Origin of the sequence: Brevibacillus reuszeri (genome assembly GCF_002897295.1) — a bacterium.
GTDB lineage: Bacteria > Bacillota > Bacilli > Brevibacillales > Brevibacillaceae > Brevibacillus > Brevibacillus reuszeri_A.
In genome coordinates this window covers 347,977-361,093 of record NZ_BEXF01000001.1, presented here as the reverse complement: position 1 = coordinate 361,093, position 13,117 = coordinate 347,977, and the positions used below count along the sequence as shown (strand labels likewise).

Genomic DNA, 13,117 nt, shown 5'->3' with positions numbered 1-13,117 from the left:
GTTCGATCGCATACCTTGATCAAGGGTCTTCCCCAATCTGACAAAGGAGTGATCGGAATGAGTGGCATCTTTGGTGATAACTTCGCGCTTATCTTGGTTCTCTTCGTTCTTTTAGTCATTGTTGGTTGTGATTGTTAAGCTTTATCTCTCCAACGGGCCCTGGTAGGGGCCTTTTCCTTTTGCCGTTTTCCCCTTTCTGCTTGTCCATATCATGTAGTACAAACAATTCCGGGGTACCAAATAAAGTTGGTACTATTTGTTATTCCCATCCTCCCTTTTAATGTAAGTATATTAAATTTTTACGTTTGGAGTGAATCCCATGATAAAGGGTAAATACCTTATCATCTACTATGTGATTCTATCGCTTGTCTTTTTTAGCGGCAGAATGTATATCATGAATACCTACAATATGAGCGAAGGCCCGGTCCCTCAGGTAGCGTTTCAACGATTATTCGAATGGGTTAACATTTTCTCTTATTTTTATATCGTGCCCCTGATGATTGCTGGTTTGGTTGGAGTCATTCGCTTTTTCCGCCGCAAAGGGCTTTCTCTCTTGCTAAGCTCAATACTTGGAATACTGTATCTATTATTTGCGGCAACAGCTGGCTACGTCTTGGTCTTTGTTTTTATACTCCTTTTTTACGGTTTCGCTCCATAAGCGGCGTGTCTCGTACATACCTTGTTCATGCACTCTAGATGAGGTTCATTTTTTTCTTCCTTCTGGAAATTTTTATAGCCACTTGCTACTCTTTTTCGATATATTTTGGGGTAAGATCGATCTCATTTTTTCCTTACGACATTTCACCACCACTACTGTCTTCAAAGGAGAATACGATGAAGAGCCAACTCTGTAGTAATCGCCTGACTTTTACCAAACTGGCTTTATCTGATTGGGAATTAATCCGCTCCATCTATTCCAACCCAACACTGATGGCACACATCGGGTCCACCATGAGTGAAGAAGCTATTCGCAGTAACTTTGAAAAGGAGCTGGCTCCGTGGAGCACTGACGCGACTCACTGGCTCACCTGGATCATCCGCGAAACTGACACGGGTAATGATATCGGCTTGATCAGTATTTGCACCCGAGACCGTGATAAGCTTACTGCGGAAACAGGCTTCATCTTGCTGGAAGCAGCAAAGGGCAAAGGCTATGCGACCGAAGCTCTCACATGCATAATGAATTTCGCTGCCACTACTTATGGATTCCAAAAGTTCACCGCTGTTTGTTCCGAAGAGCACATCGCGTCACGCCGTGTATTGGAAAAGGCAGGAATGACTCTTGATAAGATTGTGCCCGACAGCACGGAAATCAACGGCAAGATGGTAAATGACTGCTTTTATTCATTGGAGAGATAGTGGCTTTCCTTCCTCTGCTCCCTTTTCCTTTCATAGAATCTGTTGACTTTAACGCCACGTCAACCGATACAGTTGGCTTAACACGCAACGGAAGGGGTTACTAGGGATGAGAATTGGAGTCATTGGTGCGATGGATGAAGAACTGGTTTTTCTTAAAACCAAGGTAGTGTTCGAGCAAAATGTGCTGCTATTTGGTTTGACTTTTGAAATCGGTGTCTATAAAGGAATCGAAGTGATTATAGTGAAAACAGGGATCGGCAAGGTGAATGCTGCTGTTGGCACCACCTTACTAATCTCTCAGTTTTCACCTGACTACATCGTCAATGTAGGGGTGGCCGGCAGCTTTCGTGACAATATCAAAATTGGTGATGTCGTTGTTGCAAGCGAAGTACGTCACCACGATGTGAACGTCACCCTTTTCGGGTACGAGCATGGACAGGTCCCAGAGCTGCCTCCCAGCTTTCAGGCAGATCCCAAGCTTGTTCAGCTTGCTGCTCAATCCACACTGCCTTTGGTTCACGTCGGCTTAGTCGTGTCTGGTGATCATTATTTTGATGATCACGAAACGGTAGACAAAATTAGAAGCACTTTCCCAAGCGTTTTCGCTGCGGAAATGGAAGCAGCTTCGATCGGACATGTCTGCTGGATGGCAGGAGTCCCATTTTTGATTATCCGCACGATATCGGATCAGCCCGGAAACAAGGGACAGGAAAGCTTTCATGAGCACATTCATCACGCCTCAACAACCTCTGCTGAACTACTCCTGAAATTACTTGAAGCAGGTCTATAAAAATAAATACGGATCACCTATCTCCTCTATACAAGAAGGCATGTCATTTTTGGGACTACCAACGATTGCGGGCACGGGATAGGCACGCATTTTTTCTGAATCATACGGTACAAGCAAGGATTGCAATCGATCTGCATCAAAGCTGTGACGATCAAGCCAGATCGCTTCGTCTTGTTTTTGCAAAATAACCGGCATCCTGTCATGAATATTCTCGATAATCTGATTTGGTCTTGTCGTAAGGATCGTGCATGTATGCAGCTTTTCGCCTATTGGATTCGTCCAAGTATCGAATAAGCCAGCAAATGCAAAAGGCTCCCCAGTCTTCAGTATGATTCGCATAGGATGTTTCTCTCCCCCAACCTTCCTCCACTCATAAAAACCATCAGCCGGGATGATGCATCGCTTGCGCACAAACAACTGTTTAAAGGCAGGCTTCTCCTGTATGGTCTCAGCCTTGGCATTGATCATTTTGTAGCTGCTTTTCTCATCTTTTGACCAGTAAGGAACAAGACCCCATTTTAATTGTCCCAGCCGGCGCTGTCCCCTATCTTCTATGACGGCGGGAATCAGCTGTCCTGGGGCAATATTGTATCGTTTGTTCCACTCATACGGAACTTCGTTTACGTCAAACCTCTCCATCAGCTCGCCGGAATCAAACACAATCGTAAATCGTCCACACATAGCTCTCACCCCAATTGTTTTCCCCACTGAAAATGAAAAAGTCCCCCACTATCAAGTGAGGGCTGAAAAAGGTTGTTAACAGTGTATGAGAACTAGTATGCCCGAATATTCCTAATTACTTTCATTCGTAACGAAAAAAAGCCCTTAGGATTTCTCCAGAAGGGCTTCAGTCCCGTTACTTCTTGAATTTGACCATGATTGGCGTGCCGTCTTCCAGGTTCATTTCCCCTTTATGGCGGACAAACACGACCTGATTTCCTGGAAATGCTGGTGGATTTTCGGGATCAAAATCCTGCCAGTTCTTTTGGTTGCCAACTGCGTACTCCATGTATCGCGTCGCTCCGACAAGCACATTGTTTTCATCATCTGCCTGTACATTCGGCGCCAGCTGTTCGATTTTTCCATTATGGATTCCGAGCTCTTTGATTACTTTGTCGTGTTGGTAATCATACGCTTGGATCACGACATCATCACCGTACACCTGCAAGCGCAGCCCTTGCTTGAAAGCCCCTCCATCCGGTGCGACTTTTTCGCCACCGTCTGGACCAGCTGACATCCATCCCGTTTCAATGCCGCCCGTGTTTACGACGGTAAAGCCGCGTTTGTCTCCGCCTTCGACTTTCTTTTTGCCTGCCCAGTCCGGCAGGTTCAGGTCCCAATGGGTGTGGCTCGTGAAGAAAACGACTTGCGGATAGTCTTTCAAGATGTCCATGAGCTTGTCCACATTCAGGTAATCGTTCAAATATGGATTTTGTCTGGAGCCGGATACACTGTCCGGAAGCACATGGTGGGAGAATACGAAAATGGGCTTATTCTTGTTCTGCTTGCTGTAATGCTCCAGATTTTCTTTCAGCCAGTCCAGTTGCTCGTCACTCATGTATACTTCATCCCACAATTTTGGATCGTGGTATTTCATGTATTTTTCTGTGCCGAGGAAAAGTAAGGGATATCCATTGATTTCTTTTTGGTGATAGACTTTGTCTTCTCCGCTGAATTGGTAGAAGTTATCAAACAACTCTTCTTCCGTTGTGCCGTTTGGCCATGAGCTTTGTGCAAGCGTTTGGGGATTCTTCCACTTTGGCACATAAAACTCATGATTACCGATGCTGTACCATACGTTTTCAGGGTGAGGATTTTTATCGAGCACATCTTGCACGGCTTGATACTCAAAATCGTAGCCACGAGGAGTAATATCTCCGTTTATGATCAACGCTTTGGACTTTGGATTTTCCTTATTGATGTCTTGCAAAACGTGACCAAAATCTCGAAGGTCTCCTTGGATGTCACTGATCACATCAAATGTCATCGTCATCTTTTTCTCGGAAAATTTGTCATTTGCATCAGCAGAATCAACGACAGGCAGGATTCCACCCAACAAGATGGCAGAAGCAGCTATACTTGATACCATTTTTTTCATTACGGATCTCTCCTCATCTGTTTTTCGTCACGACGCCTATCCGCTTTACCAATACTGTCCTGATATCATTCCGCCTTTCTATTGTTTTTGTGTGTGTTTCGTTGTTTGTTACACCATAAATAGTAGATATCCAACATAAAGAAAAGGTTAAAACAACATTAAGATTGTTAGATTGGAGCAAAAAGGTACTTAATGCCTGCCTGATTGTAGAAAAAAAGGCGCAGGACTCGAACCGAATCCTGTGCCTGCATACCCGATTTTTAAACATTATTATTACTGCTCTGAACCTAGGTAACACTACATTTTTGAGTCAGTTTTTAAATGACAATCCTTCCTCCTGCAACGCAGTTCGAAGCTTAGGTATAGATGCGGGACCCATACCGTGAAATTGGAGAATCTCTTTTTCACTGTACTGAGAGAGCTGCTGCAAGGAAGTTATCCCTTGATGTTCCAATGCCCGTCTCGCTGGCGCCGAAAGAAGAGACAGAAATTCGCTGTCAGGTTTACGCTCTTTCTCGCAGATTGGGCAGGAAGGACAATCGCTGCTTTTATAGTATTGGTGTCCTTTGTTACAGATTCTTAAATCTTTATCGGACGTTGCCATATTGAGCTACCACCCTTTCTGTACGAAAAAACTCCTTACATTTAACTACGACGTTCTCTTTCTGAATCCTCTGAGAAGCCCCGCATGCAAAGTCAAAAAGACCGCATTTGGCGGCCTTCTTTTTATAATGAGTCTTTGTTTGACAGTCCTCATAAAGCTTTCATTTGCCATTCTATCCGCCTGTTCGACAATTATTCTAAGCTCAACAGCCGTATTCACAAGCATACAGATCGCATGAATTCCTTCTTGTGCCGTGCTCGCCTGCTTTACTTCTCGGACAATCGCAGCGTATATTTGCTTACCATACAGCTCCATCGACTTTAGGGAAAAACTGATGATGCGCAATAACCTCACCGTTGTTTCTTTCGTGAGGTTGTTGCCATACGATGCCCATATTTACATAATTACATGATTTTCAATGGAACACATAACGCTGTATCAGGACAAAATCCGGGATTCTCCTCACATAAGGCTTTTGTAAAATCTGGGTCCTGTTCGCTGAGAAACTTATAATAACAAACGATCTCATGATTGCGGACCGCTACACTGTTCAGCTGAAAAGACATTAAATACTTCGTATGAACATGTCGATAGTACAACCCGTTTTTTGTAAAAGGCGGCAAATATGCTTTAGCTGGTAACGTAGGGATAATATCATGTACATTCATAATGCGAACACTATTTGTTACCTTTTCGTTGAATCGGGAAGCAAAGGCAGGATCTGCGACACGAGGACTACCATACGTATACACGAAAGGCTTTTTAAACTTCGTGTTCACGGCAAAATCAAAACCAGCGAGTACGGCTAAGCCTCCTCCGAGACTATGCCCAGCCACAAATAGTCTTTTCGATTTTGGAAGCTTGCTTACAGCTTTGATCAGGTCGTTTCTCGTTGATTGATAAATACATGTGAATCCGCGATGCGTTTTCCCAGCATTTTTGACAAAAGGATAAGGTACTTGATATAAGTCTTGGTCCGACTCATTGTCTTTAAAGGTTCGGGTTCCCCGAAAAACCACTATGATTTTATCTGTTGACTCCGCAATAAAGCCGAACACTTCCGGCTCCGGCTCCTCAACTCCAGCAAGCGCTCGAATGGTATAACGAAGGCTGAAGCCTTTTGGCAAAACAAGTGAGTCTGTTTCAAAAAGGTGATAGGACTGGTTGATCATCGCCGCAAGCAAAATCGCATCTTCACTGTTATAGCTGCCAGCTGAACCTGAGCGATCCATGACTGTAACTCCTTTCTACTTCTACTAATCAAGCCTTTGGAGACTTACATGCGCCTACAAAGGGAAAACACATTTCGGTATCAGGACAAAAACCTGGATTTTCAGTGCATAAGGATTGTGAAAAATCAGGATTGAATTGACTGAGGCTTTTAAAGTAACAGGAAATGGCATCATTACGGGGAGTATTATTCAACTGGAAGGCGATCGGGAATTTTGTTTTTACGTGTTGATAGGATAGACCTTCTGCTGTAAAAGGGGGCGGATACTTTTTATCGGGGAAAGTAGGATACGGATCATGAACGTTTACCACTCGTGCACTATTTTTTACCACTTGATCGAATCGAAAAACAAATTCAGGGTCTCCAATACGTGGACTACCGTACGTATAAATAACCGGATTCTCAAACCTCGTATTTACTGCAAAATCTAAAGCAGCTAATGTAGCCAAAGCCCCACCGTAGTTGTGACCAGTAACAAACAGCTTTTTGGAGCTCGATAAATTGTTCAGCTTTCTGATTAATGCATCCCTTGTCGACTGATAAAGGCTCGTAAACCCTCTTGAGGTTTTGCCCCCATCTTTCACAAAGGGATACGGAACCTGGAGGATGTCATAGGCCGCTAAAAGATCGGCGGGATAGGCAGCGTACCCTCTAAAGGCTACGATGATTTGATCTTTTGACTCTGCAATAAAACCGTATACATTTTCCGTCGGATTTTCTACATCAGCAAACGCACGGATCGTATAGCGAAGCTTAAATCCTTTTGGCAAGATCAGCCTTTCTTCAAAAAAAAGCAGATAGGTCTGATAGCTCATGGCTGCAAGAAATATTGCCGTACTGCTATTAAAATTGCTCATTTTGGCCGAGAGATCCATCTATACAATTCCTTTCCGAACTAGGATAAACGGAAATTGAACCGTTTCTTTTTAGCAAGTATAATCTGTAGCGCCCATTATGAGCCTATGCCCAGATTAAAGATAAGGTGCTTGTACACAAAAAATGGAGAGCAGGATGAACGTTAAATGGCTTTACAATTCCTAACTTAAAGTACTATCTACTCAGAATTTTGTTACAATAAATGGAAGATGCTGATTTCAAAGGAGGGTTCATATGGATTACTTTGAAGAAAACTTGGCAAAAACCAGAGCAACACTGCTAAATGAGATTTCCTCTATACGCGATGAAGATTTCAATCGGCGATTTGAGCAGGATAAGTGGAGTATTGCACAGGTCTGTCATCACTTGGTCATTATCGACACGTTGTTCGCAAAAGCAATTGTGCATGGACTCAAGCAATTGAACCCAATCGACAAAGAATACATTCCGATTCAATATGTAGCTGACCGCTCCAACAAGATCCAGGCACCTGAAATTTCAGAGCCAAGCCCCGAGCCTTTTCAAGTCCAGCAAATCATTCAAATGCTACACGATTCCAGACACAATTTTTTGGATGTTCTGAGTAAAGTAGAGAATAGAGCGATTCTAAAAACAGCTGCCTTTAAGCATCCGATTTTGGGTCATCTTCCCTTGGATCAATGGGTGGAGCTATTGTATGTACATGAACAGCGACATATCGAGCAAATACAAGAGCTGAAGGCGCGTTGTTAACAAATGGGTCAGCCTCACTCGGAAGAAAAGGAGAAAGCCCTTGAATAACTCAAGGGCTTTCCTCACACGGCATTCAGATTATTCCAGACATTGCTTTGATCTGAATACATAAGAAAGTCGATTTCGATTCACGTTATATTGCTCTGCAAGCGATGCTATTGTAAGACTTTGATTATAGTATTCATGAATAGAATGAGAGACTCGCTCGAACAAAGCATGTGATTCACAGCTATTTTGCCTACTTGCAACACATACTAAGGCTTCATTCAGTACATCTCGAAACAGCATTTCGGTCTGAAACATCGAAAGGCCTCCAGGAGAAAAACTAGACTCTTCCAGTTCTGCGCTACATATCCGATATTGGACAAGAATATATTCCCAGTTGGTTTTACCAAACATTTTTTGAGCAAGAGTCATTTTTGCACCGCCATGCACCACTTTTCCTGGGGTGAAAATATAAGGCGTACCATTAAATTGAAATTGCACCTTCCCTGTAAATGGAAACACAAATCCTGGATAAGAATCTGTATAGTCGGCGTGAGGCACACCGGGGTCGATTTTCACATTGCATACCTCATTTCAATCGTACTGTTGGTAAGCTATGAGATCGATCGTTGTACATCCTGTTCCTCTCTTGACCACAACAATACATACGATTAAACAAGATTTTTTGGGTATTGCACGATGATCATTCGGAGTAACTTCATATTATCTGAAGCATCTTAGCCCAAGCAAATAACTGGCGATGGATGAGGTTGGCAGTATGACACACCTGCTCCCCCTGCTGTGGAATGGTGTCCGTTCTATGTGGAGTACGAATACATATTAAATTGTATGAAACCCCTAGGATTTCTCCCAGGGGTAGTTTGAAAAGCATCCAGCTCGTTCTTAGCCTCTTAAAGATGCTTGTGAAAGAGACTGGAAGGCTTGTTCCAAATCGGCAATTAAATCTTCCGTATCCTCGATACCAGCAGACAATCGCACAAGACCTTCTGGTATTCCCAGTGCTTTTCTTTCTTCTACTGTGCATTCCACGTGGCTCGTTGTACGCGCAGGTCCATAAGTCGTTTCCACTGCTCCGAGGTTTGCAGCACGATTGGCGTATTTCAATTTAGGAAGAACAACCCGAACTGTATCCATGCCACCTTTAAGTGAAAAGCTTAGCATGCCGCCAAATCCTCTCATCTGTTTTTTGGCAATATCGTGATGTACATGTGTTTCCAGCCCTGGGTAGAATACCTGCTCGACGAGCTCATGCTGCTCCAAATATTTGGCAAGGGCCATAGCATTCTTCGCTTGTTGCTCAACACGCAGCTTTAGCGTCTTCATTCCTCTTAGCAGAAGATAAGCAGCCCAAGGGTCCATCGTCGCTCCGTTAATTTCACGATAATGGTAGATTTGCTCTACTAATTCTTTTGAACCGCACACAACGCCACCCAATGCATCCGCGTGTCCACCCAAAAATTTCGTTGCACTGTGTAAAACGAGGTCGGCCCCCAGTTGCAGAGGATTTTGATTAATTGGTGTAGCAAAAGTATTATCAACGACCACCAATGCTCCAACGGCTTTTCCCGCTTTTGCCATGCGCTCAATATCGGTAATTTTTACAGTAGGATTTGTTGGCGTTTCCAGATAGACGATTGTACATCCTTTGGCAATCTCGGCCTCCATCTCTTCGTGGTTGCCAGTATTGCACAGTGTCACTTCAATGTTTAGCTTAGGCAGAAACTCTGAGAAAATTTTATTCGTTCCACCATACGTATCCTTGATCGTGACAACCCGATCTCCAGGCTTTAAGAACGTATGCAAAACGTTACTAATGGCAGCCATACCCGTGGAGAAGCTTGTAGCCGCTTCGGCATTTTCGAGTACGCGCACCTTGTCCTCGAATGCCTGTACCGTCGGATTCGTATTTCGTCCGTAAATATGGCCTGGTTTTTTTCCTGTTGCGACATCAAACCATGCATCCATATCGTCGTACGTGTAGGCGACGCTAACCACAACAGGCACTTGTGATGCGCCATGCACGAGTACTTCTTTTTCCCCTGCCCAAACTGTTTTTGTCCCCATTTGAATATCGTTAAACTTTTGATTGCTCAAGAATGTCATCTCCTTAACAAAGAGTTTTAGGATGGAATCCGTATGATTATCTTATTGAGGTTTGGAGGTGATAACATCCAACAACCTGTATGAAGTTTGAGTACGTTTTTATAGATAAAATAGATAATTCAAAAGACAGTTCACTCTTTTTTAAAAGAAGTCAATATCCACTCATTCCTACTTGAATTTCAGGAGGTCATTATGCCGTTTACCTTAATCGATCTATTGCATATCCCCGTCATGCGACAAGCAAATGTTCGAACAGCCTCTTCGTCTCTATCCTCGCGTTCAATCGAAACGGTATCGGTAATCGAGCTTCCAGTCGAAAATTTCATACGCAAAAACGAATTAGTCTTAACCACAGCAATCGGCTGTAATGATTCAGGGACTTTAAGGGAATTCGTTCAAGATATTATCGAATCGGAAGCAGTTGCCTTGGCGATTGCTACAGGTCGTTATATAAAAGACATACCAGAGGAAATCCTTCAATTGGCCGAACAGCACCAATTCCCGATCATTGAAATCCCTTGGGAGATCCGTTTTGCTGATATTACAGAAGCGGTGTTAACCGAAGTGCACAATTGGCGCCAAACGAAATTTCAGCAATTTGAAGAATTGCAGAAGCAGCTACTCCATTTATTTATTAATGGTTCCCCTCTTTCCGATGCTGCAGCATTCATCTACCAGGCTTTGGGGATTCCGATTGCTATCGTCAATCACGAGGGTGTAGTAAAGGGGAAGAGTGAAAATTCAGAACACCTTGTTCAACCTGACCTTTCTGATCCATCTATTATTCAGTACAAAATTCAATCCGCTGACAGGCTGTTCGGCTATTTATTAATGGCCCTGGAACATGAAACAACAAACCATACGAGTAACGAAAAAATAAACATGATGAGTAATATCATTGCGACAATCACCCTGTGGTTTCAAAGGGAACATGCTGTACAGGAAGTGGAAATGCGCCTTCGAGACGATTTTGTATGGAGCCTTGCAAAAGGAGAAATCGATTCGTGGGACACCGTTTCTTCACGTGCGAAATCAATGGGTTATAACCTGGCTCTCCCGTATGTTTGCATGATTGGTGCGATTGAATATGCCGAGAAATTGTACGAGAACCGGGAGAAAAAAGCACTCGAAACCTCGTATGAACAATGGTTGTATACGTTAATCAATTCAGTCGAAGAACAAATATCACTTGCTGGAAGTTTCTTAAAGCGTGCAACAATGAAAACGTATCAGCAAGAACGCTTTATCGTTTTTCTTGAGGTATCCAATCAGCAAGTAGAACATCATGTGAAGCCATTTCTCGATCGTATCGAAAGCAAGCTTACACAAGCTGTACCTGGCCTCGTCCTGTCTTGGGGGATTGGTGAAAATCATGCTGGTGTCAAAACTTTTCACGAAAGCTTTATTGATGCCAGAAATGCGCTAGATATCGGTTCCCGACAAAAAGGGCCTGGTCATCGAAGCACTTATTCCAGCACCAGCTTTTATCGGGCGTTGCTCACTCTTGCCAACAATCCGGAAGTACAGGAGATTACCTACTTGACCATCGGTTCTCTGATAAAATACGAAGAGCAACGCGGACTCAATCTGATTGCAACGTTGACAGCGTATATTCAAAATCAAGGGAATGTCAGTCAAACCTCACGGGCATTAAATTTACATCGACATACTTTACTTTATCGATTGAAGAAAATCGAGAAGCTAACCAATCGATCTTTGGTGGATACCGATGATCTGTTTTTACTCGATCTAAGCTTACGTTTGTGGTCAGCTAGCATAGCTCGTTAAATGCAAAATAGCATCATGTAAAACAAATGAAAGAGGCGGTCTCCCGCCTCTTTTCGCTACTATGGTTATCGTTCCCCCTTAGTATTTTACAGCGGGACATTTTACACAAAGTAGAGATCCTCAAACGTAATCACACCATCTGTATACGTAATTCGGTTAGCCTGGAACCTGTTTAAAATTTCGTTGGAGAACTCTTCGAATGAGTTTGCAATCACCTTTTGATAACTCATCCCGGAGTGATACTTAAAGATTTGTCCGGTGACACCGTTTTTCCCCGGATCTAAATCCAGAATCAGATGTGTGGAACCTTCAAAATCGGTAAACGGAATCCACTTTTTGCTCCAGATCAGAGGCTTGATACGGTCTTCGTTGATCCAATCCACCTGTTCTTCGTCCTCAAACAAATCATTCATCATCGACCATGTTTCGATGATAGCTGGAATAGACAAAAAGGAGTTGTATCCGATAAAAGGCTCTTGCTCTTGTTGGTCATTAATCATAGACAGATAATTCCGAAAACTAATCGGAAGTTGAACGGCCAATGTGTTTTCCAAAAGGGTTATTTCATCCTCTGTTGCAGGAGGATTAACCGTTGAAAAAATCGGTTGTGCTATCGTTTGGATTTGTTTTAAAATGTTGTCCCAGACGTCACTCGCCATTCCTCGTTCACCACCACTCTTCATAGTCTTTCAACGAAAGCTAAAGCCGGGGAGCCGTGCCTGACTGGCTCATTTATCTTCCCACCGGACACCTCCTCCAATCATTTTCTTGCAAAGGCTAACTCATGTTTCCATTTGATAGGTTCGTTCTATGTATGCCTGTTATTTCCATTATAGTAATCATTTTTCCTGAGTCTACCTACTTTCCATCCCAATTTCGGAAAAAATTCCGAAAAAATCTGCAACGAAAAAAAGCTGGGTACTGGCCCAGTCTTATCGAGGACATTCGCAGAATTCAGCTATCATTCCTCGGTTGTCAAAGGCGTTGTTTATTCCTTGTTTATTGGTGGATGGTATGATCTTTTTGCCCATTGTAAGAGTTTTAACCTTGCGATTCGTTGATGGAACGCCGTGTGCGATGAAAGTCGCCTGCACGGTGTAGGCTCGTTATAAAACCGAGAGAGAAAAAGGAATAAGACGAGAATAGCGAACCTGAGTCAACACCAATTGATAATTTTAGACTCCACGATGTTTTCTCTCATATGCCTATAGCTATGTTTGCGTTCAGCCCAGCTACAGGAGCAAGCAGTGTTACTCTAAAGCTGTCAACGGATGGGGGAACAACATGGTATCCAGCTAATGTTATTTGGACTGATAACAGTGGAGGATTAAACTCCGAATCCCGTATGGCCCAAATCGACGGACTGGTGGCTGGTACCGAGTATAAAGCTAAATTGGTTGTAGTCGGCGGAAGTAAAGAAGGAGATTCGAACACCGAGATATTTATAGAAGAATAGTTTTATTTTTTAGCCTCACCATTCGGTGGGGTTTTTTCAACTTTACCGTTTTGGTAAAATCAACCCCACCAATG

General features: G+C 43.2%; 15 protein-coding genes and 1 pseudogene. 7 read left to right on the top strand and 9 right to left on the bottom strand.

Annotated elements, in window-relative coordinates; genetic code table 11:
• The first annotated feature begins 57 nt into the window (after positions 1-57).
• The 4 genes from C3B52_RS01810 to C3B52_RS01795 all read left to right on the top strand — a co-directional run bounded on the left by C3B52_RS01810 (position 58) and on the right by C3B52_RS01795 (position 2,149).
• Positions 58-138 (top strand): YjcZ family sporulation protein, encoded by an 81-nt coding sequence (locus C3B52_RS01810; protein ID WP_103104377.1) that lies wholly within the window; start codon positions 58-60, stop codon positions 136-138.
• A gap of 181 nt (positions 139-319) precedes the next feature.
• Entirely contained in the window at positions 320-658 is a 339-nt protein-coding gene (locus C3B52_RS01805; protein WP_103104376.1) for a hypothetical protein, read from the top strand.
• Positions 659-834: 176 nt separating this feature from the next.
• On the top strand, positions 835-1,359 hold the full coding sequence (locus C3B52_RS01800; RefSeq protein ID WP_103104375.1) for a GNAT family N-acetyltransferase: 525 nt from the start codon (positions 835-837) through the stop codon (positions 1,357-1,359).
• A gap of 106 nt (positions 1,360-1,465) precedes the next feature.
• Complete coding sequence (locus tag C3B52_RS01795; protein WP_103104374.1) at positions 1,466-2,149, top strand: 5'-methylthioadenosine/adenosylhomocysteine nucleosidase; 684 nt, start codon at positions 1,466-1,468, stop codon at positions 2,147-2,149.
• Here C3B52_RS01795 and C3B52_RS01790 read toward each other — a convergent pair.
• The 6 genes from C3B52_RS01790 to C3B52_RS01765 all read right to left on the bottom strand — a co-directional run bounded on the left by C3B52_RS01790 (position 2,144) and on the right by C3B52_RS01765 (position 6,939).
• A complete protein-coding gene (locus tag C3B52_RS01790; protein ID WP_103104373.1) occupies positions 2,144-2,830 on the bottom strand; it encodes an SOS response-associated peptidase in 687 nt (228 codons plus the stop codon). The two genes, C3B52_RS01795 and C3B52_RS01790, sit on opposite strands and share 6 nt — an antisense overlap.
• Positions 2,831-3,005: 175 nt before the next feature.
• Entirely contained in the window at positions 3,006-4,247 is a 1,242-nt protein-coding gene (locus C3B52_RS01785; RefSeq protein ID WP_103104372.1) for a DUF4073 domain-containing protein, read from the bottom strand.
• A 310-nt stretch (positions 4,248-4,557) separates the two neighbouring features.
• Positions 4,558-4,851, bottom strand: a complete 294-nt coding sequence (locus tag C3B52_RS01780) for an RNA polymerase alpha subunit C-terminal domain-containing protein (protein ID WP_103104371.1) — start codon at positions 4,849-4,851, stop codon at positions 4,558-4,560.
• 45 nt (positions 4,852-4,896) lie between these two features.
• Positions 4,897-5,196: a hypothetical protein gene (locus C3B52_RS01775; protein ID WP_164684667.1), complete on the bottom strand. Its 300-nt coding sequence runs from the start codon at positions 5,194-5,196 to the stop codon at positions 4,897-4,899.
• A gap of 59 nt (positions 5,197-5,255) precedes the next feature.
• Entirely contained in the window at positions 5,256-6,083 is an 828-nt protein-coding gene (locus tag C3B52_RS01770; protein ID WP_103104369.1) for a lipase family protein, read from the bottom strand.
• A 28-nt stretch (positions 6,084-6,111) separates the two neighbouring features.
• Positions 6,112-6,939, bottom strand: a complete 828-nt coding sequence (locus C3B52_RS01765; protein WP_103104635.1) for a lipase family protein — start codon at positions 6,937-6,939, stop codon at positions 6,112-6,114.
• Positions 6,940-7,192: 253 nt separating this feature from the next.
• Here C3B52_RS01765 and C3B52_RS01760 point away from each other — a divergent pair, with 253 nt between their 5' ends.
• Positions 7,193-7,690 (top strand): DinB family protein, encoded by a 498-nt coding sequence (locus tag C3B52_RS01760; protein ID WP_103104368.1) that lies wholly within the window; start codon positions 7,193-7,195, stop codon positions 7,688-7,690.
• Between the two features lie 99 nt (positions 7,691-7,789).
• Here C3B52_RS01760 and C3B52_RS01755 read toward each other — a convergent pair.
• Positions 7,790-8,254 (bottom strand): annotated as a pseudogene (locus C3B52_RS01755) (AraC family transcriptional regulator); the annotation flags it as partial.
• Between the two features lie 324 nt (positions 8,255-8,578).
• Positions 8,579-9,790: a cystathionine gamma-synthase family protein gene (locus tag C3B52_RS01750; protein ID WP_268811872.1), complete on the bottom strand. Its 1,212-nt coding sequence runs from the start codon at positions 9,788-9,790 to the stop codon at positions 8,579-8,581.
• 201 nt (positions 9,791-9,991) lie between these two features.
• On the opposite strand from C3B52_RS01750, the gene C3B52_RS01745 reads away from it, so the two are divergent.
• Positions 9,992-11,587: a PucR family transcriptional regulator gene (locus tag C3B52_RS01745; protein ID WP_103104366.1), complete on the top strand. Its 1,596-nt coding sequence runs from the start codon at positions 9,992-9,994 to the stop codon at positions 11,585-11,587.
• Positions 11,588-11,688: 101 nt separating this feature from the next.
• Here C3B52_RS01745 and C3B52_RS01740 read toward each other — a convergent pair whose 3' ends face one another.
• Entirely contained in the window at positions 11,689-12,246 is a 558-nt protein-coding gene (locus tag C3B52_RS01740) for an SMI1/KNR4 family protein (protein WP_235615561.1), read from the bottom strand.
• Positions 12,247-12,788: 542 nt separating this feature from the next.
• Here C3B52_RS01740 and C3B52_RS36300 point away from each other — a divergent pair.
• Positions 12,789-13,043, top strand: a complete 255-nt coding sequence (locus C3B52_RS36300) for a hypothetical protein (RefSeq protein WP_164684666.1) — start codon at positions 12,789-12,791, stop codon at positions 13,041-13,043.
• Positions 13,044-13,117 lie beyond the last annotated feature (74 nt).

Coding starts and splice junctions, on each gene's coding strand:
- C3B52_RS01810 (WP_103104377.1), top strand. CDS start 58: ATGAGTGGCATCTTTGGTGATAACTTCGCGCTTATCTTGGTTCTCTTC.
- C3B52_RS01805 (WP_103104376.1), top strand. CDS start 320: ATGATAAAGGGTAAATACCTTATCATCTACTATGTGATTCTATCGCTT.
- C3B52_RS01800 (WP_103104375.1), top strand. CDS start 835: ATGAAGAGCCAACTCTGTAGTAATCGCCTGACTTTTACCAAACTGGCT.
- C3B52_RS01795 (WP_103104374.1), top strand. CDS start 1,466: ATGAGAATTGGAGTCATTGGTGCGATGGATGAAGAACTGGTTTTTCTT.
- C3B52_RS01790 (WP_103104373.1), bottom strand. CDS start 2,830: ATGTGTGGACGATTTACGATTGTGTTTGATTCCGGCGAGCTGATGGAG.
- C3B52_RS01785 (WP_103104372.1), bottom strand. CDS start 4,247: ATGAAAAAAATGGTATCAAGTATAGCTGCTTCTGCCATCTTGTTGGGT.
- C3B52_RS01780 (WP_103104371.1), bottom strand. CDS start 4,851: ATGGCAACGTCCGATAAAGATTTAAGAATCTGTAACAAAGGACACCAA.
- C3B52_RS01770 (WP_103104369.1), bottom strand. CDS start 6,083: ATGGATCGCTCAGGTTCAGCTGGCAGCTATAACAGTGAAGATGCGATT.
- C3B52_RS01765 (WP_103104635.1), bottom strand. CDS start 6,939: ATGAGCAATTTTAATAGCAGTACGGCAATATTTCTTGCAGCCATGAGC.
- C3B52_RS01760 (WP_103104368.1), top strand. CDS start 7,193: ATGGATTACTTTGAAGAAAACTTGGCAAAAACCAGAGCAACACTGCTA.
- C3B52_RS01745 (WP_103104366.1), top strand. CDS start 9,992: ATGCCGTTTACCTTAATCGATCTATTGCATATCCCCGTCATGCGACAA.
- C3B52_RS01740 (WP_235615561.1), bottom strand. CDS start 12,246: ATGGCGAGTGACGTCTGGGACAACATTTTAAAACAAATCCAAACGATA.
- C3B52_RS36300 (WP_164684666.1), top strand. CDS start 12,789: ATGCCTATAGCTATGTTTGCGTTCAGCCCAGCTACAGGAGCAAGCAGT.